Below are 24,202 nucleotides of genomic sequence, written 5' to 3'. Positions count from 1 at the left end.
CACCCCCTTCGTTCGGGCATAAAGCTTGCGCGCAGCGGGCGCTTCTGGAAAGCATGGATCTGTCCGGGCGCTGTTGGAACATGATTTTGGACGAAGGCTTGGAGGGTCGGGTGACGCAAACCGCTTTGAAACGGCAGACGACGGCGGTTCTGGTTGCCGACGAGCTGCGCCGGCGCATCGTCTCCGGCCAGTTGAAGGAAGGGGAGCAGATCCGGCAGGAGCTGATCGCCGGGGAACTCGGCGTCAGCCGCATCCCGGTGCGCGAGGCGCTGAAGCAGTTGGAGGCGGAAGGGTTCCTGACCATCCACTCCCACCGGGGGGCTGTGGTCTCCAAGCTCTCCATCGACGAGATCGCCGAGCTGTTCGACCTGCGCGCGGTGCTGGAGACCTGGGTGCTCGGCCTCGCCATCCCGCGGATGACCGACGCGGATCTGCAGCAGGCGGAGGCCATCCTCAGGAAGATGATCGCCAACGACCGGATCGATCAGTGGGGCTCGCTGAACTGGGAGTTCCACATGGCGCTCTACCGCCCCTCCGGCCGGATGGAGACGCTGAAGCTGATCAACCGGCTGCACGGCATGGTCGACCGCTACGTGCGCCTGCAGATCTCCCTGACCGTCGGGCAGAGCAAGGCCCACCAGGAACACCAGCAGCTTCTGGAACTGTGCCGCAAGCGCGACCCGCTGCGCGCGACCCGCCTGCTGGAGGAGCATATCGGCGACGTGCGCGACGGGCTGATGAAGCATCTGAGCGAGCAGGCGGCAGAAGGGGCGGCAGCCGGCTGAGGGGGAGGGCCGGTCGGCCAACCCCTACGCATAAGGCGGCGCGGCGCGGAAATCTCAGGCGGCGCAACATGATGGACGTCCAGATTTGTTCCTGACAGGCGCGGTGGCTTCTCCACTCAGCCCAGCGTGGACGGCCCGGTGCGGACCAACCAGTCCAACGCTTTGATGATGGCGTCCTGGTCCTCCTTTGCGGATGCGACCACCTCGCCAAGTCGGTCCACCGAAACGTTGAGAATTCCGAGAATGTCCAGGAAGAACGTCTCGCCGCTGACCGTGATCGGCGGCATCGCGGTTGGGTCGTATGCCGCGGCCGGTGGTTTGTTCGCCAGCAGATCCTCGTTCAGCGACACGTTCGTGGGTCGCTTCTTCGCCGTTGTGTCGTAAGCTGCAATGTGTATTCCTGCCTCCCGAATTATGTGCATGACATGCGCGGCTTTCATGCGCCAGCAAGCAGGAACAGGTCCGCTGAAGACGGAGAGCGGCGCCTGACGCTTGCTGCCGAAGATGACTTCGGCAGGGGGCAGCGCCTTTGTGTAGGGGCCGTGGCTGTCCGACCCCCCTCTTCGCTGTTGCGCCGTCTATTGTATCCAATATACTTCGCGATGGCCGGTCACGGCTCCGCAAGAGATGCGCCCCCATAGAGGCAAGACCGAACCGATGGATTGCGAACGCTACCGGGTCCTGGACATGCACACGGCGGGGGAGCCGGTGCGCATCGTGCTGTCGGGCTATCCGCCGCTTCCCGGCGCCACGCTGCTGGAGAAGCGGCGCTACGCCCGCGACACGCTCGACCACATCCGCCGCCGCCTGATGCTGGAGCCCCGCGGCCATGCCGAGATGTACGGCGTGATCCCGACGGAGCCCAGCACGCCCGGCTGCGCGCTCGCCGTCCTGTTCACCCATCATTCCGGCTACAGCACGATGTGCGGGCACGCCACCATCGCCATCGGCCGCTGGGCGGTGGACGAGGGGATGGTGCCGGTCGCCGGCGACGAGACGCGCTTCCTGCTGGAATGCCCCTGCGGACCGGTGGCGGTCGCGGTCGACACCCGCGGCGGCCGGGCGGGCGCCGTGTCCTTCGACAGCGTGCCGGCCTTCCTGGCCGAGGCCGGCGTGACGATGCCGGTGCCGGGCTTCGGGGAGGTGACCTTCGACGTCGGCTATGGCGGTGCCTTCTACGCCATCCTGCCGGCCTCGCGCCTCGGTCTCGATGTGCGCCGCACGCCGGTCGCCGCCCTGACCGCCGCCGGCGTCGCCGTCACCGACGCCTTCCGCGCCGCGCGCTCGGTACGCCATCCGGTGGAGCCCGACCTGTCCTTCCTCTACGGCACCATCCTGACCGACGACGAGCCGCTGGCGGGCGGAAGGCCGTCGCGCAACATCTGCATCTTCGGTGAAGGGCAGGTGGACCGCAGCCCGACCGGCAGCGGCGTCACCGCCCGCGTCGCGGTCGAGGTCGCGCGCGGGCGCCTCGCGCTGAACCAGCCTTGCCGGGTGGAGAGCGTCACCGGTGGTCTCTTCGACGGCATGGCCGTCCGTTCCGCCGCGGTCGGCGACCGGCAGGGCGTCGTCGTCCGCGTCGGCGGGCGGGCCTACTACAGCGGCACCGCCGAGTTCATCGTGGAGGCCGACGACCCGCTGCGCGACGGCTTCGACCTTTCCGCTCCGATTCCGGCCTGATCCTCCCTTTCCAGGATTCCATCATGCACAGCTTCTTCTGCATCGACGGTCACACCTGCGGCAATCCCGTCCGGCTCGTGGCGGGCGGCGGTCCCCGGCTGGAGGGGGCGACGATGAGCGAGCGCCGCCAGCACTTCCTGCGGGACTACGACTGGATCCGCCGCGCGCTGATGTTCGAGCCGCGCGGCCACGACATGATGTCCGGGTCCATCCTCTATCCGCCGACCCGCGAGGACTGCGACATCGGCGTCCTGTTCATCGAGACCTCCGGCTGCCTGCCGATGTGCGGCCACGGGCTGATCGGCACGGTCACCTCGGCGATCGAGCACGGGCTGGTGACCCCGCGCACGCCCGGCCGCCTGTCGGTCGACGCGCCGGCCGGCAAGGTGGACGTGGAGTACGAGCAGTCCGGCCGCTTCGTCGAGAAGGTGCGGCTGTTCAACGTCCCCGCCTTCCTGGAGGCGTCGGAGATCCGCATCGACGTGCCGGGCCTGGGCGAGCTGGTGCTCGACGTCTCCTTCGGCGGCAACTACTACGCGATCGTCGAGCCGCAGCCGGGCTTCGGCGGGCTGGACGAGCTGTCGGTGGACGCGATCCTGCGCCTCAGCCCCATCGTCCGCCGGCTGGTGAACGAGAAGGTCCAGCCGGTCCACCCGCTGGACAGCACGATCCGCGGCGTCAGCCACGTCATGTGGACCGGCCCGGCCCGCGATCCGCGCGCCCACCGGCGCAACGCCGTCTTCTACGGCGACCGCGCCATCGACCGCTCCCCCTGCGGCACCGGCACCTCTGCCCGCATGGCGCAGCTCTACGCCCGCGGCGAGCTGTCGGTCGGCAGCGCGTTCGTCCATGAGAGCATCATCGGCAGCCTGTTCGAAGGCTGCGTCGAGGCGGAGGCCGGGATCCCCGGCCGCAAGGCCATGCGCCCGAGCATCGCCGGCTGGGCCCGCGTGACCGGCATCAACACGATCTTCGTCGACGAGCGCGATCCCTACGCCCACGGCTTCCAGCTCGTGTGAGGAGAGCCCGCTCCATGGGCGCCTCGACGTGAGAACGGCCGTCATCACATAATCCAGGTGCCGTCCAAACGGGGGCAGGCCCATCTGAGCCTGCCCTCTCCATACGTTGCTTGCCCTGCATGCCGAGCGTCCGGGTGGGGCGATCTTGGAGATCGCCGCGGCTGCCTGCGCCGGGCATCTGGCGCGATCACCTGTTCGTCGATGGCAACAAGCGCGCCGCCTTCGAGTGGTTCGACCGCGTGATTGGCCTGAACGGCATTGAATCGGATGCTGCGGCGCGCAAGGCTGCAGACATCATTCCGGGAGTTGCCGGCCGCTCCTGCGGAGTTTTCCCCAGGACTGCCCATAATTTGACCATGTCCGCCGCCTGATTAATCAGGGTGCAATTTTTCGCGGCTTGGGATGAAAATCCATTTACAGAACATACCGCCCTATGTAACCATTTCGGTCAAGGTCGCGCCTGTCGCTGCGGCCCGACGACGAGGGGTTCCACCGTGGCCGGCGGCGAGTCGACAAGCTCCATCATGGCGCGCATGGCGCGGGCGCAGGACGATCTGCCCGGCGCCCTCGCCAAGGTCGGCGACTGGGCGCTTGCCTATCCCTTCCGGACCGCGACGCTGAAGATCGACGAGCTGGCGGAGGCCGCCGGCGTCTCGGTCGCCTCGGTCAACCGCTATGCCCGCGCGCTGGGCTTCGCCGGCTTTCCCGACTTCCGGGCGGAGTTGCTGCGGGCCTATGATTCCACCTTCGCGCCGGTCGAGAAGCTGCGCGCCGCCGTCAGCCGCGAGACCACCCACGCCCAGATCATGCGGGAGTCGCTGGAGACGGCGGCGGCCAACGTCGCCCGCACGCTCGACCGCCTGCAGCCCGGCCCGTGCGAGGCCGCCGTCACGCTGATCCTGGAGGCGCGGCGCGTCTTCGTCGTCGGGCTCGGCGGCAGCGCCTTCACCGCCGGTCTGCTGGCCGACGCGCTGGAGCCGCATGTCGACATGGTCCGCGAGAGCACCGGCTTCGGCGGCAGCGAGCGGGTGATCCGCCGGCTGCTGCGGGTCCGTCCGGGGGATCTGGTGATCGGCCTTTCGGTACCGCGCTACTCCCGGCGCACCGTCGACTTCCTGCACCTGACGAAGGAGCGGGGGGCGAAGATCATGGCGCTGACCGACTCGCCCGCCTCGCCTCTGGTGCCGCTGGCCGACGTGGCGCTGCTGGCGGGCTCCGACCACGGCATCCTGCACGGCTCGCACATCGGCATGGTCGCCCTGATCGAGGGGCTGGCCGCAGCCCTCACCCGCGCCAACCGGGACGCGGTCGGCATGGCCGCCGACGTGACCGAGCATATCCTGCCCTACCTCCATGTCGGCGAGACGCCGCCGCCCAGACGGCGCTAGCGCGTCCGTCCCCGCCTTCGACCGCCTGTCCCTCCTCCCGAAAAGCCCGAAGCGATCTGCGATGACCATTGCCTTCTGGAACGGCGACTATCTGCCGCTCGACGAGATCCGCGTTTCCCCGCTCGACCGCGGCTTCCTGTTCGCCGATGGCCTCTACGAGGTCGCCGCCGCCTACCAGGGCCGGCTGTTCGAGCCGCAGGCGCATATCCGCCGCCTGCAGCGCGGCCTTGCGGAACTGCGCATCGACACCGGCTGGTCGGACGCCGACTGGCTGACCCTGATGGAGGAGATGCTGCGCCGCTCCGGGCTGCAGGGGGATCAGGCCGTCTACATCCAGGTCACCCGCGGCGCCTCGACCAGCCGCGGCCATGCCTTCCCGGCCGGGGTGAAGCCGACCGTCTTCGCCATGCCCTCCGCCCTGAAGCGGCCGCCGGAGTCCTGGCGCAGCGGGGGCGTGGCGGCGATCACCACGCCGGACATCCGGTGGAGCCGCTGCGACCTGAAGACCGTCGGGCTGCTGGGCAGCGTGCTGGCGCAGCAGAAGGCGGTGGAGCAGGGGGTGGTGGACGCCATCCAGCTCCGCGACGGGCTGGTGACCGAGGGGGCGGCGACCAACGTCTTCGTCGTCAGGGACGGCGCCATCGCCACGCCGAAGGCCGACCACCGCATCCTGCCGGGGATCACCCGCGCCGTCGTGCTGGAGATCGCGGCGGAGGCCGGAACGCCGGTCGCCGAGCGCGACGTCGCGGCGAACGAACTCGCGACCGCCGACGAGGTGTGGATCACCAGCACCAGCAAGGAGGTCACCGCGGTCACCCGCATCGACGGCCGTCCGGTCGGCACCGGCAAGCCCGGTCCGGTGTGGACGGCGATCGACGCCCGCTTCCAGCAGCGGATCGGCCGATGAGCGCGCCGCCCGTCCAGTCTCCCGCGGCCGGCCCGCTGCTCTCGGTGGAGGGGCTGTCGGTGGAGTTCCCGACCGACGGCGGCCCGGTCACCGTCGTCGAGGATGTCGGATTCACCGTCGATGCCGGGGAAACCGTCGCCATCGTCGGCGAATCCGGCTCCGGCAAGTCGGTGACCTCCATGGCGATCATGCGGCTGATCGACTATGCCGGCGGGCGGATCAAGTCGGGGGCGGTCCGGCTGCGCGGCCGGGACGGCCAGGTGCGCGACCTCTCCAAGCCGTCGGCGGAGGCGCTGACCTCGCTGCGCGGCGACGAGATCGCGATGATCTTCCAGGAGCCGATGACCTCGCTCAACCCGGTCTTCACCATCGGCGACCAGATCGCCGAGGCGGTGATGCTGCACCAGGGCAAGGACCGCAAGGCGGCGCGGGAAGAGGCGCTGCGCATGCTGGAGAAGGTGCGCATCCCCGAACCGGCCCGGCTGCTCGACCGCCATCCCCACCAGCTGTCCGGCGGCATGCGCCAGCGCGTGATGATCGCCATGGCGCTGTCCTGCCGGCCCAGCCTGCTGATCGCCGACGAGCCGACCACGGCGCTCGACGTCACCATCCAGGCGCAGATCCTGCGCCTGATCCGCCTGCTGCAGCAGGAGATGCGGATGGGCGTCATCTTCATCACCCACGACATGGGCGTGGTGGCGGAGGTGGCCGACCGCGTGGTCGTCATGTGGCGCGGCCGGAAGGTGGAGGAGGGGCCGGTCGGCGAGATCTTCGCCAACCCGAAGCACCCCTACACCAAGGCCCTGCTGTCCGCCGTGCCGAAGCTCGGCAGCCTCAGCGGCAAGCCGCTGCCGATCCGCTTCCCGCTGCTGACGCTGGAGGATGCCGGCGCGCCCGGGCCGACAGCCGCGCTGCAGGAGCAGGACACGGTGCGCCGCGACGGCGGGCCGCTGCTGGAGGTGCGGGAGCTGGTCACCCGCTTCGACGTGCGCAAGGGGCTGTTCGGCCGGCTCGCCGCCCGCGTCCATGCGGTCGAGCAGGTCAGCTTCACCCTGATGCCGGGCGAGACGCTGGCCCTGGTCGGCGAGTCCGGCTGCGGCAAGTCCACCACCGGCCGCACCATCATGCAGCTTCAGGAGTCCACCTCGGGCTCCATCCGCTTCGAAGGGCAGGACCTCGCCTCGCTCAGCGGCGAGGGGCGGGCGAAGCTGAAGGAGAAGATCCAGTACATCTTCCAGGATCCCTTCGCCTCGCTGAATCCGCGCATGACCGTCGGCTTCTCCATCGCCGAGCCGCTGCTGGTCCACAAGCTGGCCCACGGCCGGCAGGTCGAGGAGCGGGTGGCGGAGCTGCTGACCCAGGTCGGGCTGAAGCCCGAGCATGCCCGGCGCTACCCGCACGAGTTCTCCGGCGGCCAGCGCCAGCGCATCTGCATCGCCCGCGCGCTCGCCTCCAACCCGCGGCTCATCATCGCGGACGAGGCGGTGGCGGCGCTCGACGTGTCGATCCAGGCGCAGATCGTCAACCTGCTGATGGACCTGCAGGAAAAGCGCGGCCTGTCCTACCTGTTCATCAGCCACGACATGGCGGTGGTGGAGCGCGTCAGCCACCGCGTGGCGGTCATGTATCTCGGCCAGATCGTCGAGATCGGCCCGCGCCAGCAGGTCTTCGAGAATCCGCAGCACCCCTACACCCGCCGGCTGATGGCCGCCGTCCCGGTCGCCGACCCCGGCCGGCGCACCGGCGACACCACCCTGCTGTCCGGCGAGATCCCGAGCCCGATCCGCAGCATCGGCGACGAGCCGGTGGTGCAGCCGCTGGTTCCCGTCGGACCCGATCATTTCGTCGCCCGCCATCCGGTCGGCGGCGCCTTCTGAGGCATCACGTCGAAGAACAAGAGGAAGGAGACAGCAACCGTGTTCCGTCCGTTCCGTTCCATGAAGGCGCCGCTCGCCGCGGCCCTTCTCTGCACCGCGCTTGCCAGCCCGGCCTTCGCCGCCAAGGATCTGGTCGTCGGCGTTCCCGACAACCTGACCGGCCTAGACCCGGCAGACATCAACGACACCCTGTCGCAATCGGCCACCCGCACCATGCTGCAGGGGCTCTACGGCTTCGACAAGGACATGAAGCTGATCCCGGTGCTGGCCGAAAGCGCCGAGATCAGCCCGGATGCCAAGGAATTCACCTTCAAGCTGCGCAAGGGCGTCGTCTTCCATGACGGCACCCCGTTCAACGCCCAGGCGGTGAAGGTCAACGTCGACCGCGTGGCCAACCCGGCCAACAAGCTGAAGCGGCAGAGCCTGCTGTCGATGCTGGCGGAATCGGAGGTGATCGACGACTACACCATCCGCCTGCGCCTGAAGGAGCCGTTCGGCGCCCTGCTGAACAACCTCGCCCACCCCGGCGCGATGATGCACAGCCCGAAGGCGCTGGAGACCTATGGCAAGGAGATCGGGCGCCATCCGGTCGGCACCGGCCCCTACAAGTTCGTGAGCTGGTCGGCCGACACGCTGAAGGTCGCGCGCAACGAGAGCTATTGGAAGCAGGGTCTGCCGAAGGTCGACAGCGTCACCTTCAAGAGCATGCCGGAGAACGGCAGCCGCGTCGCGGCGCTGCAGGCCGGCGAGGCCCAGTTCATCTACCCGCTGCCGCCGGAAATGGTGAAGGTGGTGGAGAAGAACCCGGCGCTCGACATCATCAACGGCCCGTCGATCATCGCCCGCTACGTCGCGATGAACGAGACGAAGAAGCCGTTCGACGACGTCCGCGTCCGTCAGGCGCTGAACCACGCCGTCGACAAGAACGCCTTCGTCAAGGTGGTCTACAACGGCTTCGCCAAGCCGATGGACTCGGCCCTGCCGCCGAACCTCGGCTTCTACGTCGACCAGGGCGACCCGTACCCCTATGATCCGGCGAAGGCGAAGCAGCTCCTGGCCGAGGCGGGCTACCCGAACGGCTTCGAGACGGAGATGTTCGCCCGCAACAACACCACCTCGATCCGCGCCATGCAGTTCCTGCAGCAGCAGCTGGCCCAGGTCGGGGTGAAGGTGAACGTCCAGCCGCTGGAGGCCGGCATCGAGGCCGCCAAGGTGTGGAGCGTCGAGAAGCCCGAGGACAGCACCGTGCAGATGCAGTATGGCGGCTGGTCGGCCTCCACCGGCGACGCCGACTGGGGCCTGCGTCCGCTGCTGTGGGGCAAGGGCTTCCCGCCGAAGTTCTTCAACGTCGCGTACTACAAGAACGAGACGGTCGACACCGCCATCGAGGCGGCCATCGCCACCGCCGATCCGGCCAAGCGCGCCGAGGCCTACAAGGTCGCCCAGGCCCAGATCTGGAAGGACGCCCCCTGGATCTTCCTGATCGTCGAGAACCTGCTGGCCGGCCAGAGCAAGAAGCTGAGCGGCCTGCACCAGCTTCCCGACGGCGGCCTGATCATGGAAGACGCCGACCTGAAGTAAGGGACAGCCTCCCCTCCGCCCGGCGACGCGATCGCAGCGCCGGGCGGGGGAGGGGCCCCCCGTTCCGTTTTTTTGCAGCCGGTTCTCTCATGACGAAGTTTCCGCCATGTTCAAATACCTGATCCGGCGCGTGGCCGGCATCGTGCCGGTGCTGTTGGTCATCTCGCTGTTCGTCTTCGGGTTCGTCCATCTGCTGCCGGGCGACCCGGCCCGGCTGGTCGCCGGCCCCGACGCGACCGCGCAGGACATCGCGCTGATCCGCCAGGACCTCGGGCTCGACCGGCCGCTGCACGTCCAGTACCTGCGCTTCGTCAGCAACGCGGTGCAGGGCGAGTTCGGCCTTTCGCTGAAGACCAAGCGGCCGGTGATCGAGGAGATCGGCGAGCGCTTCATGCCGACCCTGTGGCTGACCGTGGTCAGCATGGTGTGGGCGACGCTGGCGGGGCTGGTCATCGGCGTGGCGTCGGCGGTGCGGCGGGGCCGCTGGCCGGACTACATGGGCATGGTCGTCGCGGTGTCCGGCATCGCCTTCCCGTCCTTCTGGCTGGGCCTGCTGCTGATCGACCTCTTCTCGGTCCAGCTCGGCTGGCTGCCGACCGGCGGCTACGGCACCTGGCAGCACTTCATCATGCCGTCGCTGACGCTGGGCGTCGGGGTGGCGGCGGTGATGGCGCGCTTCACGCGCTCCGCCTTCATCGACATCGCCCGCGAGGATTACGTGCGCACCGCCCGCGCCAAGGGCGTGCCTGCCCGGCTGGTGGTGTGGAAGCACACGCTGCGCAACGCGCTGATCCCGATCATCACCATGGTCGGCCTGCAGTTCGGCTTCCTGCTCGGCGGATCCATCGTCGTCGAGACGGTCTTCGCCTGGCCGGGGCTGGGGCGCCTGCTGGTCGATTCCGTGTCCTACCGCGACTACACCGTCATCCAGGCGGAGATCCTGCTCTTCTCGCTGGAGTTCATCCTGATCAACCTGCTGGTCGATGTGCTCTACGCCCTGGTCAATCCCGAGATCCGCTACTCATGACCACGACGACCGAGACCCCTCCGCCGGCCGCCAAGGCCGTCACCGCCCGCGACGAGGCGATCCGCTCGCCGCTGCGGGAGTTCTGGCGCAAGTTCCGCCGGCAGAAGCTGGCGCTCACCGCCGGCGTGGCCCTGCTGGCGCTGCTGCTGGCCGCCGTCTTCGCGCCGTGGATCGCCCCCTACGATCCGGCCGCCCCCGACTACGAGAATGTGCTGGAAGGGGTGTCGGCCCTGCACTGGGCCGGCACCGACGCCTACGGGCGCGACATCTTCAGCCGCATCCTGTGGGGCGCCCGCATCTCGCTGGCGGTGGGCTTCCTGTCGGTGACGCTCGGCGGGGCGGTCGGCATCCTGCTCGGCCTGTTCAGCGGCTTCTACGGCCGCTGGATCGACACGCTGGTGATGCGGCTGTGCGACGTGCTGCTGGCCTTCCCCGGCATCCTGCTGGCGATCGGCATCGTCGCCATCCTCGGCCCCGGCATCGAGAACGTGATCTATGCGGTCGCGGTGTTCAGCGTGCCGGTCTTCGCCCGCCTGGTGCGCGGCAGCACGCTGGCGCTGAAGCAGGCGGTCTATGTCGACGCCGCCCGCGCCATCGGCGTGCGCAACGGCCTGCTGATGCTGCGCCACATCCTGCCCGGCACGCTGCCGAGCGTGATCGTCTATTTCTCCATGCGCATCGGCACCTCCATCCTGACCGCCGCCAGCCTCAGCTTCATCGGCCTCGGTGCGCAGCCGCCCAGCCCGGAATGGGGCGCCATGCTGGCGGACGGCCGCAGCTATCTCGGCGTGGCCGACCACGTCACCTTCTATCCGGGCCTCGCGATCTTCCTGACGGTGCTGGCCTTCAACCTCCTCGGCGACGGACTGCGCGATGCCCTCGATCCCAAGCTCCGGCAGCATTGAGGCCCGCGCCCGCGCCTACGGCCTCGCCTGTGGACGGGGCCGGCCGGGCCCGCGCAACGCCATCACCGACGTGCCGGGCGTGCTGGTCGGCCACAGCACCATCGCCGAGGGCGAGGTGCAGACCGGCGTCACCGCCATCCTGCCGCATGGCGGAAACCTCTACCGCGACAAGCCGGTCGCCGCGGCGGACGTGCTGAACGGCTTCGGCAAGAGCGCCGGGCTGGTCCAGGTGGAGGAGCTCGGCACCCTCGAAACCCCCATCCTGCTGACCAACACGCTGTCGGTCGGCACCTGCTCCACCGCGCTGATCCGCCGGGCGCTGCGCGAGAACCCGGACATCGGCCGCACCACCGCCACCGTCAATCCGGTGGTGATGGAGTGCAACGACGGCTTCCTCAGCGACATCCAGGCGCTCGCCGTGACGGAGGAGCATGCCTTCGCCGCCCTCGATGCGGCGGGCGGGGAGGTCGCGGTCGGTGCGGTCGGCGCCGGGCGGGGCATGAGCTGCTTCGGCTTCAAGGGCGGCATCGGCACCGCCTCGCGGCGGCTGACCTTCGACGGCGGGCGCTTCCATCTCGGCGTGCTGGTGCTGGCGAATTTCGGGCGGGCAGGCGACCTGCGCCTGCCGGACGGGCGGCGCCTCGTGCCGCTCGACGAGCCGACGCCGGTCGAGAAGGGCTCCGTCATCATCGTCATGGCGACCGACGTGCCGCTCGACCACCGGCAGCTCCGCCGGGTGGTGCGGCGGGCCGGGGTGGGGCTGGCGCGGGTCGGCTCCTTCTGGGGCCACGGCAGCGGCGACATCGCGCTGGGCTTCACCACCGCCAACCGCGTGAACCATGACGAGGCGCACGACCTCGTGCCGTTCCGGATGCTGAACGAATCCCGCATCGACCGCCTGTTCGAGGCGATGGCCGATGCGACGCAGGAGGCGGTGCTGGACGCGCTGGTCGCCGCCGGGCCGCTGGCCGGACGCGCCGGCAACTGGCGCCCCGGCCTGCGCGACCTGCTGGAGAAGGACAAGCCATGAGGATCTATGTTTCGGCCGACATCGAGGGGGTGGCGGGAGTCGTCTCCCCCAGCAGGTCACGCCGGGCAACGGAGAATACGAGCGCGCCCGCCGCCTGATGACGGCCGAGGTCAACGCCGCCGTCGAAGGGGCGCTCGCCGCCGGGGCGACGGAGGTGCTGGTGAACGACTCCCACGGCGCCATGACCAACCTGCTGCCAGACGAGCTGCATCCGGCCGCCGGCCTGATCCTGGGCAAGCCCAAGCCGATGAACATGTTCGCCGGCCTCGACTCCGGCTTCGCCGGGGTGATGTGCCTGGGCTTCCACGGCGGGGCGCGGCGCTGGGGCGTGCTGGCCCACACCACCAACGGCTTCGCCTTCTCGCGCGTCTGCGTCAACGGGCTGGAACTGGGCGAGGCGGGGCTCTACGGCGCCTATGCCGGCAGCCTCGGCGTGCCCGTCATCCTGCTGTCGGGCGACGACCGCTTCGCCGAGGAGGTCGAGCCGCTGTTCCCCGAGGCGGAGCGGGTGGTGGTCAAGCAGGCGCTGGGCCAGCGGGCGGCGCGCAGCGTGTCGCCGTCCGTCGCCTGCGCCCATCTGCGCGCGGCGGCGGAGAGCGCCGTGCGCCACCGCGGCCGCATCCCGCCCTTCGCCCTCACCGGTCCCTTCACGGTCGAGGTGGAGATGACCTCGCCGGCGCTTGCCGATCTCGCCGCCGTCATCCCCGTGGCGCGGCGGCTGAACGCCGTCACCGTGGCGCTCGACGCCGACAGCATGGGCGGCGTGCTGGGCTGGGTGAACACGCTGTCCGCCCTGTCCGCCTTCCTGCGCTGACCCGACAAGACGCTCCCGACAAGAAGCCCCACCCAAGGGGGAGGACCCGATGACCGAAAGCTCTTATCCCTTCGTCCTGGCCGTCCATGGCGGAGCGGGGACCATCGACCGCAGCCGCCTGACGCCCGAGCGGGAGGCCGCCTACCATGCCGGCCTGCGCGCCGCGCTCGCCGCCGGCCATGCCGTGCTGGCCGGGGGAGGCGCCGCGCTCGACGCCGTCACCGCCGCCGTGATGGCGCTGGAGGACGAGCCGCTGTTCAACGCCGGCCGCGGCGCCGTCTTCACCAGCGAGGGCCGGCAGGAGATGGACGCCGCGGTGATGGACGGGCGGGAGCGGGCGGCAGGGGCCGTCGCCGGCCTGTTCGGCCCGCGCAACCCGGTGCTGGCCGCCCGCGCGGTGATGGAGCGGTCGGAGCATGTGCTGCTGATCGGCAAGGGGGCGGAGGAGTTCGCCCGTGCCCAGGGCATTCCCTTCGCCGAGGAGTCCTACTTCTTCACGCGGGAGCGCTGGACCGCCCTGCAGGACGAGATGGAGCGCCGGCGCAGCGGTGCGGCCGACGACGGGGACGAGCAGCGCAAGCACGGCACGGTCGGCGCGGTCGCGCTCGACATCCACGGCACGGTGGCCGCCGCCACCTCCACCGGCGGCATGACGGCCAAGGCGCCGGGCCGGGTGGGGGATTCGCCGGTGATCGGTGCCGGCACCTGGGCCGACAACGCGACCTGCGCCATCTCCGCCACCGGCCACGGCGAGTATTTCATCCGCCACGGCGTCGCCCACGAGATCGCCGCCCGCATGCGCTGGGCGGGGCAGGGGCTCGACGAGGCCGCCCAGGCCGTCGTGGTGGACGAGCTCGGCCCGATCGGCGGCTCCGGCGGGCTGATCGCGGTGGACCGCCGCGGTACTGTGTCGCTGCCCTTCAACTGTTCGGGCATGTACCGCGGCTATGTCCGCGCCGATGCGGTCGCCCACACCGCCATCCACCGCGAGGACTATCGCAGCGCGGCGCTGTAGGCGAACCGCCTACCGGGTGCGCCGCCTCACCAGGCGAGCTTCAAGCCGGCCGCCACCGTGTGGTCGGCCGCGTGGCGGCGCAGTTCGGCGCCATAGTCGGCGTAGAGCGCCAGGCTGCCGGACAGCCCGACCGAGACGCCGGTGCCGATCAGGGCGGCGTCGCGGCCGACCCGCGTGCCGGCAGTGGTGAAGCTGGCGGCGGCGAGGCCGGCCCGCGTTTCCGCCCCGCGGTCGGCGAGGTCGTGCGCCCAGTGCAGGCGCAGCGACGGGCGGATCTCCGTGCCGTCCTCCAGCGTCACCAGCGTGTTGGCGCGGGCACCGATGGTGGACCGGACGGCGGTCAGCGTCTCGTCCGCCACCGACAGGCTCAGCAGCCCGGCCCCCCGCTCGCCGAAGCCGGAGCGGAACAGCCGGTCGACGCGCAGGCCGGCGCTGGGCTCCACCGTGACTCCCTCCACCGTGAGGCGGGTGCCGGCCGTCAGCGAGGCCGAGAGGTCGTGCCCGTCCGCCTTGCCCGACGCCACGGCGGAATAGCCGCCGAAGGAGAGCGGGCGCGAGGACTCGTAGCGGTCGAAGCTGTAGCCGGCCGTCCCCTCGATGAAGGCGCTGCCGACGCTGGCGGCCCCGTAGAGCGTGGCGTGGTAGCCGTCGATGGTGACGGAGCCGCCGCCCTTGCGGGCATCGGCGTCGGTCCGGGAGTAGCCGACCGCCAGGCCGGCCGTCACGCCCCGGGCGACCTCGGCATCGGCACCGACCAGCGCCGCGCCGGTGCGCGCCTTGACGCCCGGCGCATTGCCGTCGCCGCGGATCGAACCGAAGCTGCCGAGCACGCGGATCCAGGCGGCTCGGTCGCCGCCGGCACCTTCCGCTCCGCCGCGCTCCGTCAGGCCGCCCTCCGCCACGCCGAGCGCCGCGGCGCCCCGGCCGGTGACGCCGACGCGGCCGAGGCCGGCCGAGGCCTGCGCCGCGGCGCTGCCGTCGCGCAGCAGGGCGAGGCGGTCGCCGATGGCGCCGCCGACCGCGCGGCGGACGCCGAGCTGGGCCTGCATCGCCTCGCCATGGATGGCGCCGCCGATCTGGTCGAGCGCCTGGCCGACCGCCTCGCCGGCCAGCGGGTAGAGCGCGTCGAACACCGGCTGGGCCGCCGCGTCGGGCCGGGTGCCGGCAACCGGGCGGGCAGCATCGAGCGCGCCGCCCGCGGCATTGCGGTTGCGCGTGCCGGTCAGGCCGGCGGCGGCGATGTCGCCGTAGCGGGCGGGGGTGACGCGCAGGGTCAGCGTCCTGCTGCCGTAGACGGCGTCGAACCGCGTGCCGGCGGGCAGGCCGCTCGTCGGCTGCGTCAGGCCGCCGAAGCTGCCGAGCACGCCGCCCGCCGCCTCCACCACCGTGAAGCCCTGGCCGAGGGTCGGGGTGAAGCTGTTGGTGGCCGGCGCGCTGATCCCGCGGGTGACCGGCGCGATCGTGCCGCCGGCGGTGAAGCTGCCGCCGGTCCCGGTGACGATCAGCCGGTCGTGGTTGCCGGCGCCGTTGCCGGTGCCCGTTCCGTCGATCTCCACCGCCAGGGTGGCGGTTCGGGTGAGCTCCACCGGGCCGCCGGCGGTCAGCGTGCCGGGCGAGTTGCCGGGTGCCAGCGTGCCGGCCACCAGCGTGCCGCCGTCGACCCGCCCGGTGCCGCGCAGCGTGGCGCCCTGCGAGACGGTGACCCCGCCGGCCACCGTGCCGTTGACCGCCAGCGTGCCGGCCTGCACCTGCGACAGCCCGGTGTAGCTGTTGGCACCGGTCAGCGTCAGGGTGCCGGCGCCCTGCTTGATCAGCCCGCCGGTGCCGGAGATGTCGTTGGCGAAGGTGGCGCCAGACCCGTTGGCGACGGTGATGGTGGTGAAGCCGCCCGCGGCGAAGGAGGTCGGGCCGCGCACCGCCTTGCCCAGGTCCATCAGCCCGTGGCCGTAGATCTCGTCCACGCCGGGGGCGCCCAGATCCTCCGCCGTGTTCAGCAGGATGTAGACGATGTCGCGGGCGGACAGGCCGGGGAAGGCCTCCATCAGCACGGCGATGCCGCCCGCGACGTGCGGGCTCGCCATCGAGGTGCCGTAGGTCGTGAAATAGCCGCCTCCGGCCTTGGCCGACAGCACGTCGTCGGCGGTCGACGGCTGGTTCTCGCCCGCGGCACCGCCGCCGAAGGCGACGAGGCACCAGTTCCGCGCGACGCCGCAGCGGTTGCTGAACCAGGAGATCCGCTTGTTGCGGTCGACCGAGGCGACCGCCACCACCATCCCCTCCAGTTCCGAGAAGTCGTAGTTCGCCTCGGTCGGGTCGCCGTCGTCATCCACCGTCACATAGACGCCGCTGTCGCGGTTGGACGGCCGGACATAGGGCAGGAAGGCGCTGCCGGTCGGGTTGCGGTTGATGACGGGATTGTCGGTGTACTCGTTGCCGGCGGCGAACACGCCGACCACGCCGGCGCGTGCCGCGCGGATCAGCGCCTGCGCCTCGGCCGCGTCGGACGGGCCGATCATCTGGGCGGTGTTCGGGTAGGCCTCGTCGTAGAAGGACGGCCCGTAGCTGCCGTTGATGACGCGGGCGCCGGCCGCCACGGCGGCGTCGATCCCGCGGGTGGTCGCGCTGACGTCGTTGGGAAGCTGGGTCTCGGTGTCGCCGCGGCCGCGGATCGACCGGAAGGGGATGACGCGGGCGTCGAAGGCGACGCCATGCATGCCGATCCCGTCGCGCGCTGCGGCGATCGTGCCGGCGACATGGGTGCCATGCCCGTCGCGGTCGGTCATCGGCACGCCGTAGAGCAGGTCCTGCCCGCCCACCGCGATCTTGCCGGCGAACTCCGGATGGCTGGTGTCGAGCCCGGTGTCGATCACGCCGACGATCACGCCCTTTCCGGTGAAGCCCAGCGCGTAGGCCTGCGCCGCATTGGACAGGGCGAGCCCGTGGTCGGCGAGATATTCCGCGGTGACGAAGGAGGCCGGATCGCCGATGGTCTGCGCCAGGGCGGGTCCGGGGAGCGGGCCGAAGAATGCCGCGGAAGCCAGCAACGCGCCCGTCAGGCCGCGAACTGCGAGTTTCATGGTCCTACCTCAAATGGCCAAGCTCTCCCCCTCCTAGTGAGATAAGAATCGCCCCGTCAAACGCTGTCTCGGGCTTTTTCACCGCGCTTTAACCGCCGCCGGCGCCCGTCACGCCCCGGCCATGGGGGATGCGGGGTCTTCGGCCGGCCGCGGCAGGTTCACGGCATAGCGGCGCATCAGCCAGGTCAGCCGCTCGAACAGGTCGGTCGCCCGCCACACCGCCTGCCGGTCGGCGACGGGCAGGTCGGGCAGACGCTCCGTCAAGTCCTCGCGGATGCGCCGCATCAGGGCGGAGCGGTCGGCGGTCAGCGTTTCCAGCATCGCCGGCCCGGCCGCATGCGCGGGGTCGGCCTCCTCGGCGAGCGTCAGCAGCATCATGTGCAGCGATTCCGCCATGCCGTCGGCGATGCGGGCGACCTCGGGATTGCGGCGGACCTTCTCCAGCGTGGTGGCCAGCTCCGCCAGCGCGTCCTGCAGCCCGAGCAGAAGCTCGTTGCAGTTCCAGCGGCGCATCAGCCGGTCGAGTTCCTCCGGCGGCATCGGCGTCTGCAGCGTGCTCTTCAGGAAGGCGTCGATGGCGCGGGCCAGTTCGTTCCCGGCCGAGCGCAGGACCGGGGCGGGAGCCAGCGGGCGGGCGGAAGCATCCTCGCGCACGCCGGCCAGGAAGTCGGGAAGCCGGTGCAGCAGGCGGGCCTGCTCCTGCTCCACCATCGACAGCGCCGCCAGCGGCTGGACCGCGGCCCGGCCGTCGATGTGCTCCGGACGGGACAGGATCTCCTCGCCGGTCGGCGGGCTCATCCGCTCGATCACCCGGTAGAGCGGCCTGTTGAGGACGCTCGCCACCAGGGCCGACACGATCTGGAAGGCCCAGTGCACGGCGGTCACCTGGAAGGCGACGTCCTGCGTCAGCAGCCCGACCGCCGCCTTCACCCCCGGCAGCCCGGCATAATGCTCGGCCGTCAGCAGCGGCAGCAGCACCGCGACGCCGATCAGCTTGAGGACGAGCTGGTAGAGGTTGAGCTGGCGGCTGGTTCCCTTCAGCCCGGCCCCCTGGATCAGCGCCTGGATGCCGGTGCCGAGATTGGCGCCGATCACCACCAGGATCGTCTGGTCGAGCCCGAGCAGCCCGCCATCGGCGAGCGCCACCGCGATGACCGACACGGTCTGCCCCTGGATCACCGAGGCCAGCAGCGTCCCGGCCAGGAACCCCCAGAAATAGAAGCGGTCGGCGAAGGCCAGCACGCCGCGCAGCCACTCCGACTGGCGCAGCGGCACCGCCGCCTGGTTCATCAGCTGCACGCCGTAGAGCAGCAGGACCAGGCCCAGCAGCGCCGCCACGAGATGGCGGTGCTTGGCCGAACGGTCGTAGCCCAGCAGGAAGGCCATGCCGATCAGCCCGACCGCCAGCATCACCGCGGTGCCGAGGTCGAGCGAGGCGAGCAGCAGGCGCAGGGTGGAGCCGGCATAGGACCAGGTGACGATGGGCATCGCCTCGCGCACGGTCGCGGCCCCGGCGCCGATCAGGCTGACGACGATGAAGGTGACGGCGTTTGTGCTTTGGATCACCGCCCCGGCGGCGACGCCGACCGCCGCCGCCTTCACCGGATGTCCGGTCGCCCGCGCCACCAGCTTGTGGAAGCGGGCGCCGACCACCTGTTTCATGTTGGCGGTCAGGAACTGTGTGCCGATGAAGATGAAGCCGAGCCCGGCGAAAAGCGTGATCAGAACGGACATGCCGCGGTCCCGATGGGTTAACCCGTTGCGGCAGAGCTATCCAGGCGATCGGGCGCGGTCAAGCCGGGAACGCAACGATCCGCGATGCCGGGGCGTTTCACCCGGCGGATCCGCGGGCGGGGCGCCGTCTCCGTGGAGCACCGCGCGACCTGCCGCAACGGCATGCGACGGAGGGAGGCGGAGGACGAACGCAAGATAAGATGTATTATGGAACCAGTCGCCGGTTTCACGACGAGGTGAGCAACGTCCTGCGCCCGGCAACCCGACGCAAGCGGCCCAGCCTACGTGCTCTACGCCTTCACCCTATGTTGGCGCGAGGACTGACGGACCCCACGTTGGGATGGTCAGCGTCCGCCGACGCCGGCGGTCCGCGGCCCGTGACGTCCTGCAGCCGGGGGACCGTCCCGGCTTGCTCCGGTGCGATCCCGGTGCTAGAGACAGCGCAAGGGTTTCAGTCCGGCGGTGGAGCGCGTCATCATGGTTGAACGGTCCGTGGGTCCTTCGGCGACGGTGGTGCGCAACGACGAGGTCCTGGCGGCCGTGGTGGATGGCGAACTCGTCCTGATGAGCGTCGAGCAGGGGCTCTATTTCGGTCTGGACCCCATCGGCGCCGACATCTGGCGACGGATGGAGACCGCGGTCCGCGTGTCCGACCTGTGCGCTTGCCTCGTCGCCGACTATGACGGCGATCCCATGCAGATCGAACGTGACGTGCTGGATCTGCTGGGCCGCATGGCCGACCGCAAACTGGTTTCGGTTACGGAATGACGAGGCTCCTCCACCGCCTGCGCGTGGTGGAAGCCGCGGCGGCTTTGACGCTCGTGAGCAGCCTTCTGGCGGTTCTGCCGTTCCGCATGGTGGTCCGGCTGGCCGGGCGGGCGGAAAGCACGGCGGAGCCCTGCCCTCCCCCACGCCGGATCCGCTGGCCGCAGCGGTCGGCCGCGCCGTCGAGGCGGCTGCCCGCCGGCTGCCCTGGCACCCGCTGTGCCTGGAGCAGGCCCTTGCCGCGGCGATCCTGCTGCGCCGCCGCGGCATTCCCTGCAGCCTGTGCATCGGCGTGGCGGTAGGCGGTGGCCGCGGCTTCCGTGCCCATGCCTGGCTGACCGCGGCCGGCGGTACCGTCTGCGGCGGGCCGGCGGCGGTCGGCATGACCCCGCTGGCGGTCATCCGGCCGGGAAAGAGCTGAAGAGGCTCTCTCAGCGGCCGGCCGCGGCAGCCGTCAGGGCCGCGAGCGCATCGCCGCTCTGCACGCCGCGCCGCAGCTCGGTCCCGACCACCATGGTCGGCGTACTCTCGATGCGCAGGCTCCAGGCCAGCTTCACGTCGCCGTCGAGCAGGGCCTCGATCTCCGGCGAGGCGGCATCCGCGCGCAGCCGCTCGGGGTCGAGCCCCGCCGCGCGGGCGAGGTCCGGCAGGTCACCGGGGCCGAGCGGCTGGTCGGCCGCCGCCATCACGCGATGCAGTGCCTCGGCGCCGCCCTGTTGCCGTGCCGCGAGCAGGGCCTGGGCCAGGGCGATGGAGTCGACCGAGTGCGGCAGGTGGCGCAGGATGACCCGCGGCGGGCGTCCTTCCGCCGCCATGGCCTCGAAGACCTGGAACTGGCGGCGGCAGAAGATGCAGTTGTAGTCGATGAAGACGACGATGCCCGATGCCTCGTCCGGCACTCCGGGCGGACCGATGACCGCGGCCGTCGCCTTATCGAACAGGCGGTAGCGGACGGCGGCGAGCGACTGGGGCGGGTCGATCAGGTTCTGCACCTTGCGGACCACCCGGTGCGCCACGTGGAGGGCGATGGCCTGGGCCTTCGGCTCCACCGCCATCAGGGCTCCGCCGGCGGCCAGCAGGGCCAGCAGGCCGATCATGATCCAGACGACCGCCCGCCTCATTGGTTCCCCCTTCGATCCAGCGCAGGAAGCGGCCGACATGCAGCCCGCGGTGCAGAACCGCGCCATACTCGCCGAACCCGGTGGCCGCCGCGTCGGTCGGCCAGTCGGCCGCCAGCCGCTTCATGCGCGCCACGTCCAGCACGCGGGAGGCGAGCGGCGAGCGGTCCAGAGCCTCCACCCCCTCGACGATCGCGTCACGCTGCAGGGTCAGGCGGTGCAGGAACTCGGGGCACTGGAAACCGCGCCGCTGCTCGTTCAGCACCTCCGGAGGCAGCCGGTCGGCCAGCACGCGCCGGGCAAGCCAGCGGGTCTGGCCATCGCGCAGATACTGTTCGTCCGGCACGGCGAAGCAGAATTCCAGCAGGTCGATGTCGGCGGTCGGGTCGCGCATCTCGACCCCGAACAGCTCGCCCATCGCACCCATCACCGGCGGCAGGGTCTGCACTCGGCTCATCCAGCGGCGGCGCATGGTGTCCGTATCGCCAGGATAATCGTTGCCCATGGCCAGCCGCCGTTCGTCCATGCCGACGGACCGGGCGAATTCGGGATTGATGGCGCCGTAGCGTTCGCTCTCCGGCCGCGGGGCGCCGCGATGGTCGTCCCAGCGGCGTTGCAGGTGCGGCGGCAACAGCGGTTTCAGCGCATGACGACGCAGGATCGTCGCGGCGGACAGGCCATGGCGCCGGCCCAGCGCCGTCGCCTCCCGCCACAGGCGGAGCCAGTCGCCGCGCCGTGCCATGGAGGCGAGGCCGCAGAGCCCGTCCCAGCTCAGCGTCATGTTGCCGAGATAGCCGCCGAGCACCGCCCGGGCACCCAGCGCGCGGGCGCGGTCCATCGATGGCGCGAACCAACCGATGTTCAGCACGTTGCGGGTCGGCATGCCCAGCGGCAGGAAGAGGCGCAACGGGTTCTCGTCGAGCGGATGCAGCGTGGCGGATGCCACCGCTTCCCACGCCATGTTCGGATGCATCCGCGCGACCGCCGCCGCCGCGGCACGCTCGTCGGTGATCAGCGCGGGGTGCTCGAACCGCGGCACGCCGTCGGGCGGGGCGGCGGTCAGCGCATGGACGACGGCGGGCGCGCACAGGCGGGCGGCGGTGGCCGCGACCGCGCCGGAATCGAAGCCGCCGCTCAGCTGGCAGACGACCGGACCGGGGCCGTGCAGCTGGCGGCGCACCGCCTGGTCCAGCAGGGCGCGCGCCTCCTCCACATAGGTGTCGTCGTCGCGGTGGCGGATGCGGCGGTCCCAATCCGGCCGCCAATACTCGCCGATGACCGGGGACCCATCCGGACGGAAGGTCGCCGTGCAGGCGGACGGGACGCGGCGGATGGCGGCGTAGAGGGTGGCGTCCGGCTCCGGCACCACGTCGGAGAGGAAGGCGGCCAGATAGGCCTCGTCCAGGTCCCGCGGCAGGCCCGGCAGGGCGAGAAGGACACGCAGGCTGGTGGAGAAGACCAGGGCCCCGTCGATCCGCGCGTGGAACACCGTCTTCAGGCCGAGGTGATCCCCGGCGAGCAGGAGCCGCCCCGCCTCCTCCTCCCAATAGGCCAGGGCGAAGGCGCCGCGGAACCGGGCGGGCGCATCGGCTCCCCAGCGCGAGAGCGCATCGAGGGCAAGCGACGCATCGTCGGACGCGGGACCACGGGCCTCGAAACTCCGCCGCAGTTCGGCGGCATTGTCGATGCGGCCGTCGAGGCCGAGAATGGCCCCCCGGACATCGCTGCGCAGCCTGCCCGACGATCCGAACAGCCGGATCGGGCCAAGGGAGACGGAGGGGCCGACCTGCGTGGACAGCGCGCGGATCAGGTCGGGCATCGCATCAGCCGCGACGACGCCGGCAAGCGCCGACCCATGGCCGCCCGCCCTTGTCCGGAGAGGAGGCGTCATCGGGTCACCGGGGCGTGGCCTGCAGTTCCGGCGCCGGCTTCGCCTTCCGGAACCGTGGCTTGATCGAGCGGACGAAGCGCATCTTCCGCGCAAGGGTCGCGACGTCCCGTCCGTCGCCGCAGGGCTGTCCGTCGTCCGCTGCGCCGGCATGGCCCGGAAGCCCCGGCGCACCCTGCATGACCAGCAGTTTCTCCAGCAGCCGTTCCGACGGATAGAAGTGGAACGGGGCGAAAAGCACGGGGTCGCTGCGGACCAGCTCCAGGCACTCGGCATAGCCCGCGCAGGCGGAGAAGGCCTTCAGCGGGCTGCCTTCGAAGAAGGACAGAGGCATGGTTTCCCCGAACCTGACGGTGTGGCCGTACTCCTCGAACAGCGGGGTGGCGGGCTCCGGCGCCAGGAAGTGTGTCTGGACGTTGATGCGATGCGGGGACGACCCGGCCAGCATCGCAAGGTCGTAGGCAAGCTCGACCGTCGAGCAGAAATCCGCGAAGGTCTCGAAGGGATAGCCCCAGATCAGGGACGGGGTGACGTTGCAGCGCTTCAGCGTCTGCCCGATGGTGTCGATCACCATGTCCCGCGTCAGCTTCTTGTTGATCTTCTTCCAGCCGTCCTCGGTCGAGGAATCGACGCCATAGAAGATCGTGTCGCAGCCGGCCGCCGCCATCTCGTCCAGCAGGTCGCCGTCGACGAGATCGATGCGGGCAAAGCAGCTCCATCGCGCCGTCAGCCCTTCCGCGCGCAGCGCGCGGCAGAAGGCGAGCACGCGCTTGCGGTTCACCGTGAAGGTGTCGTCGATGATGTTGAAATGGCCGAACCCGCTGGCCGTGATGGCCGCGGCCTCCCGCACCACGTCGTCGAGCGCGCGGTAGCCGACGCTGCGTCCCCACATCGCGATGATGTCGCAGAAGGAGCAGGTGAAGGGGCAGCCGCGTGCGGTGAGAAGTGCCGTCTCCGAGAAACGGTTGTGCGCCGCGAGCGACCGGTCGGGCCATGGAAGGGCGTCGATGTCGGCGATGCGCTGCGGCTGGCTGCCCTGGATGTTGCCGTCCGCATCGCGGAAGACGACACCGGGCGCCGCCGGCGAGGCCTTGCGCTCCAGCGCGTCCAGCAGGTCCGGGAAAACGACCTCCCCCTCCCCGCGCACCACGATGTCGACTTCGGGAAACCGCTCCAGCAGCCGCGACTCGACGCCGTTGGGGCCGGGGCCGCCGAACACGATCGTCTTGCCGCCGCCCCGCCGGCGGTATTCGCGCGAGGCGGCCAATGCCACCGGCAGGGAGTTGCCGAGCAGGGACACGCCTATGACGGGCGAATCGGCCGCCTCGAACAGGTCGGCCATGGACTGGAAATCGAAGGGGCTGCCGGACGAACGGAGATCGGCGAACTCGACGCGCCGCCCCCGCGCAGCCAGAGCGGAGGCAAGGTAAAGGGGGCCGACCGGCATGAAATCCCGGTAGCCCGCTATCACCCCGGCATCGACGAGCGTCACATCGTGGGGCATGGCCGCATCCCGTGACCGACTGTTCCGGCGCCCCGTCGTGCAACCCCTTGCATCGCTGGCAAGTGCATCACTGGCAAGCCATCGGCGT

General features: G+C 70.7%; 20 protein-coding genes and 1 pseudogene. 15 read left to right on the top strand and 6 right to left on the bottom strand.

The window, feature by feature from the left end:
- Positions 1-110 precede the first annotated feature (110 nt).
- Positions 111-785: a GntR family transcriptional regulator gene (locus tag DEW08_RS20010; RefSeq protein WP_168220436.1), complete on the top strand. Its 675-nt coding sequence runs from the start codon at positions 111-113 to the stop codon at positions 783-785.
- Between the two features lie 116 nt (positions 786-901).
- Here the strand turns inward: DEW08_RS20010 and DEW08_RS30805 are convergent, their stop codons facing one another.
- A complete protein-coding gene (locus DEW08_RS30805; RefSeq protein WP_146214737.1) occupies positions 902-1,135 on the bottom strand; it encodes a CcdB family protein in 234 nt (77 codons plus the stop codon).
- Between the two features lie 307 nt (positions 1,136-1,442).
- On the opposite strand from DEW08_RS30805, the gene DEW08_RS20005 reads away from it, so the two are divergent.
- From DEW08_RS20005 to DEW08_RS19955, 12 genes and pseudogenes are all read left to right on the top strand, one after another.
- The gene (locus DEW08_RS20005; protein ID WP_109330577.1) at positions 1,443-2,465 is read left to right on the top strand and encodes a proline racemase family protein; all 1,023 of its coding nucleotides are present in this window, start codon (positions 1,443-1,445) and stop codon (positions 2,463-2,465) included.
- 23 nt (positions 2,466-2,488) lie between these two features.
- Positions 2,489-3,484, top strand: a complete 996-nt coding sequence (locus tag DEW08_RS20000) for a 4-hydroxyproline epimerase (protein ID WP_109330575.1) — start codon at positions 2,489-2,491, stop codon at positions 3,482-3,484.
- 119 nt (positions 3,485-3,603) lie between these two features.
- Complete coding sequence (locus tag DEW08_RS30800; protein WP_146214736.1) at positions 3,604-3,855, top strand: hypothetical protein; 252 nt, start codon at positions 3,604-3,606, stop codon at positions 3,853-3,855.
- A 123-nt stretch (positions 3,856-3,978) separates the two neighbouring features.
- Complete coding sequence (locus DEW08_RS19995; RefSeq protein ID WP_245986702.1) at positions 3,979-4,872, top strand: MurR/RpiR family transcriptional regulator; 894 nt, start codon at positions 3,979-3,981, stop codon at positions 4,870-4,872.
- 61 nt (positions 4,873-4,933) lie between these two features.
- Complete coding sequence (locus DEW08_RS19990; RefSeq protein ID WP_109330573.1) at positions 4,934-5,779, top strand: D-amino acid aminotransferase; 846 nt, start codon at positions 4,934-4,936, stop codon at positions 5,777-5,779.
- Entirely contained in the window at positions 5,776-7,656 is a 1,881-nt protein-coding gene (locus tag DEW08_RS19985; RefSeq protein ID WP_109330571.1) for a dipeptide ABC transporter ATP-binding protein, read from the top strand. Before DEW08_RS19990 ends, DEW08_RS19985 begins: the two co-directional genes overlap by 4 nt.
- Before the next feature lie 39 nt (positions 7,657-7,695).
- Positions 7,696-9,237, top strand: a complete 1,542-nt coding sequence (gsiB, locus tag DEW08_RS19980) for a glutathione ABC transporter substrate-binding protein GsiB (protein ID WP_245986701.1) — start codon at positions 7,696-7,698, stop codon at positions 9,235-9,237.
- A 106-nt stretch (positions 9,238-9,343) separates the two neighbouring features.
- Positions 9,344-10,264, top strand: coding sequence for a glutathione ABC transporter permease GsiC (gsiC, locus tag DEW08_RS19975; protein ID WP_109330567.1), 921 nt, complete (start codon positions 9,344-9,346; stop codon positions 10,262-10,264).
- Positions 10,261-11,169 (top strand): ABC transporter permease subunit, encoded by a 909-nt coding sequence (locus tag DEW08_RS19970; protein ID WP_109330565.1) that lies wholly within the window; start codon positions 10,261-10,263, stop codon positions 11,167-11,169. The genes gsiC and DEW08_RS19970 overlap by 4 nt, the downstream gene beginning before the upstream one ends.
- On the top strand, positions 11,138-12,199 hold the full coding sequence (locus tag DEW08_RS19965; protein ID WP_211107242.1) for a DmpA family aminopeptidase: 1,062 nt from the start codon (positions 11,138-11,140) through the stop codon (positions 12,197-12,199). The genes DEW08_RS19970 and DEW08_RS19965 overlap by 32 nt, the downstream gene beginning before the upstream one ends.
- Positions 12,196-13,013 (top strand): annotated as a pseudogene (locus DEW08_RS19960) (M55 family metallopeptidase). The gene DEW08_RS19965 and the pseudogene DEW08_RS19960 overlap by 4 nt, the downstream one beginning before the upstream one ends.
- A gap of 49 nt (positions 13,014-13,062) precedes the next feature.
- The gene (locus DEW08_RS19955; RefSeq protein ID WP_109330563.1) at positions 13,063-14,028 is read left to right on the top strand and encodes an isoaspartyl peptidase/L-asparaginase family protein; all 966 of its coding nucleotides are present in this window, start codon (positions 13,063-13,065) and stop codon (positions 14,026-14,028) included.
- A 26-nt stretch (positions 14,029-14,054) separates the two neighbouring features.
- Here the strand turns inward: DEW08_RS19955 and DEW08_RS19950 are convergent, their stop codons facing one another.
- Both DEW08_RS19950 and DEW08_RS19945 read right to left on the bottom strand, forming a co-directional pair.
- Positions 14,055-17,105 (bottom strand): autotransporter domain-containing protein, encoded by a 3,051-nt coding sequence (locus DEW08_RS19950; RefSeq protein WP_109330561.1) that lies wholly within the window; start codon positions 17,103-17,105, stop codon positions 14,055-14,057.
- Positions 17,106-17,213: 108 nt separating this feature from the next.
- Entirely contained in the window at positions 17,214-18,839 is a 1,626-nt protein-coding gene (locus tag DEW08_RS19945) for a Na/Pi symporter (RefSeq protein WP_109330559.1), read from the bottom strand.
- Between the two features lie 477 nt (positions 18,840-19,316).
- Between DEW08_RS19945 and DEW08_RS19940 the strand changes: the two genes are divergently transcribed.
- Entirely contained in the window at positions 19,317-19,607 is a 291-nt protein-coding gene (locus tag DEW08_RS19940; protein ID WP_109330930.1) for a PqqD family protein, read from the top strand.
- Positions 19,519-20,025, top strand: a complete 507-nt coding sequence (locus tag DEW08_RS19935; RefSeq protein WP_109330557.1) for a lasso peptide biosynthesis B2 protein — start codon at positions 19,519-19,521, stop codon at positions 20,023-20,025. Before DEW08_RS19940 ends, DEW08_RS19935 begins: the two co-directional genes overlap by 89 nt.
- Positions 20,026-20,035: 10 nt before the next feature.
- Here the strand turns inward: DEW08_RS19935 and DEW08_RS32690 are convergent, their stop codons facing one another.
- From DEW08_RS32690 to DEW08_RS19920, 3 genes are all read right to left on the bottom strand, one after another.
- Positions 20,036-20,503, bottom strand: coding sequence for a DsbA family protein (locus DEW08_RS32690; RefSeq protein ID WP_245986798.1), 468 nt, complete (start codon positions 20,501-20,503; stop codon positions 20,036-20,038).
- Positions 20,504-20,534: 31 nt separating this feature from the next.
- The gene (locus DEW08_RS19925) at positions 20,535-22,541 is read right to left on the bottom strand and encodes an asparagine synthetase B family protein (protein WP_168220434.1); all 2,007 of its coding nucleotides are present in this window, start codon (positions 22,539-22,541) and stop codon (positions 20,535-20,537) included.
- A gap of 76 nt (positions 22,542-22,617) precedes the next feature.
- Positions 22,618-24,114: a B12-binding domain-containing radical SAM protein gene (locus tag DEW08_RS19920; protein ID WP_109330551.1), complete on the bottom strand. Its 1,497-nt coding sequence runs from the start codon at positions 24,112-24,114 to the stop codon at positions 22,618-22,620.
- Between the last annotated feature and the right edge of the window lie 88 nt (positions 24,115-24,202).

The organism is Azospirillum thermophilum (assembly GCF_003130795.1).
Lineage (GTDB): Bacteria > Pseudomonadota > Alphaproteobacteria > Azospirillales > Azospirillaceae > Azospirillum > Azospirillum thermophilum.
Note: the sequence above shows the minus strand (reverse complement) of the source record. Positions and strands in the feature narration are given on the sequence as shown.

Bases quoted from the DNA above. Each gene is read 5' to 3' on its own strand.
- DEW08_RS19920 (WP_109330551.1), bottom strand. From the start codon at position 24,114: ATGCCCCACGATGTGACGCTCGTCGATGCCGGGGTGATAGCGGGCTAC.
- DEW08_RS19940 (WP_109330930.1), top strand. From the start codon at position 19,317: ATGGTTGAACGGTCCGTGGGTCCTTCGGCGACGGTGGTGCGCAACGAC.
- DEW08_RS19950 (WP_109330561.1), bottom strand. From the start codon at position 17,105: ATGAAACTCGCAGTTCGCGGCCTGACGGGCGCGTTGCTGGCTTCCGCG.
- DEW08_RS19970 (WP_109330565.1), top strand. From the start codon at position 10,261: ATGACCACGACGACCGAGACCCCTCCGCCGGCCGCCAAGGCCGTCACC.
- DEW08_RS19990 (WP_109330573.1), top strand. From the start codon at position 4,934: ATGACCATTGCCTTCTGGAACGGCGACTATCTGCCGCTCGACGAGATC.
- DEW08_RS19955 (WP_109330563.1), top strand. From the start codon at position 13,063: ATGACCGAAAGCTCTTATCCCTTCGTCCTGGCCGTCCATGGCGGAGCG.
- DEW08_RS20000 (WP_109330575.1), top strand. From the start codon at position 2,489: ATGCACAGCTTCTTCTGCATCGACGGTCACACCTGCGGCAATCCCGTC.
- DEW08_RS20005 (WP_109330577.1), top strand. From the start codon at position 1,443: ATGGATTGCGAACGCTACCGGGTCCTGGACATGCACACGGCGGGGGAG.
- DEW08_RS19985 (WP_109330571.1), top strand. From the start codon at position 5,776: ATGAGCGCGCCGCCCGTCCAGTCTCCCGCGGCCGGCCCGCTGCTCTCG.
- DEW08_RS19935 (WP_109330557.1), top strand. From the start codon at position 19,519: ATGACGGCGATCCCATGCAGATCGAACGTGACGTGCTGGATCTGCTGG.
- DEW08_RS19945 (WP_109330559.1), bottom strand. From the start codon at position 18,839: ATGTCCGTTCTGATCACGCTTTTCGCCGGGCTCGGCTTCATCTTCATC.
- gsiC (WP_109330567.1), top strand. From the start codon at position 9,344: ATGTTCAAATACCTGATCCGGCGCGTGGCCGGCATCGTGCCGGTGCTG.
- DEW08_RS19925 (WP_168220434.1), bottom strand. From the start codon at position 22,541: ATGCCCGACCTGATCCGCGCGCTGTCCACGCAGGTCGGCCCCTCCGTC.
- DEW08_RS19965 (WP_211107242.1), top strand. From the start codon at position 11,138: ATGCCCTCGATCCCAAGCTCCGGCAGCATTGAGGCCCGCGCCCGCGCC.
- DEW08_RS30800 (WP_146214736.1), top strand. From the start codon at position 3,604: ATGCCGAGCGTCCGGGTGGGGCGATCTTGGAGATCGCCGCGGCTGCCT.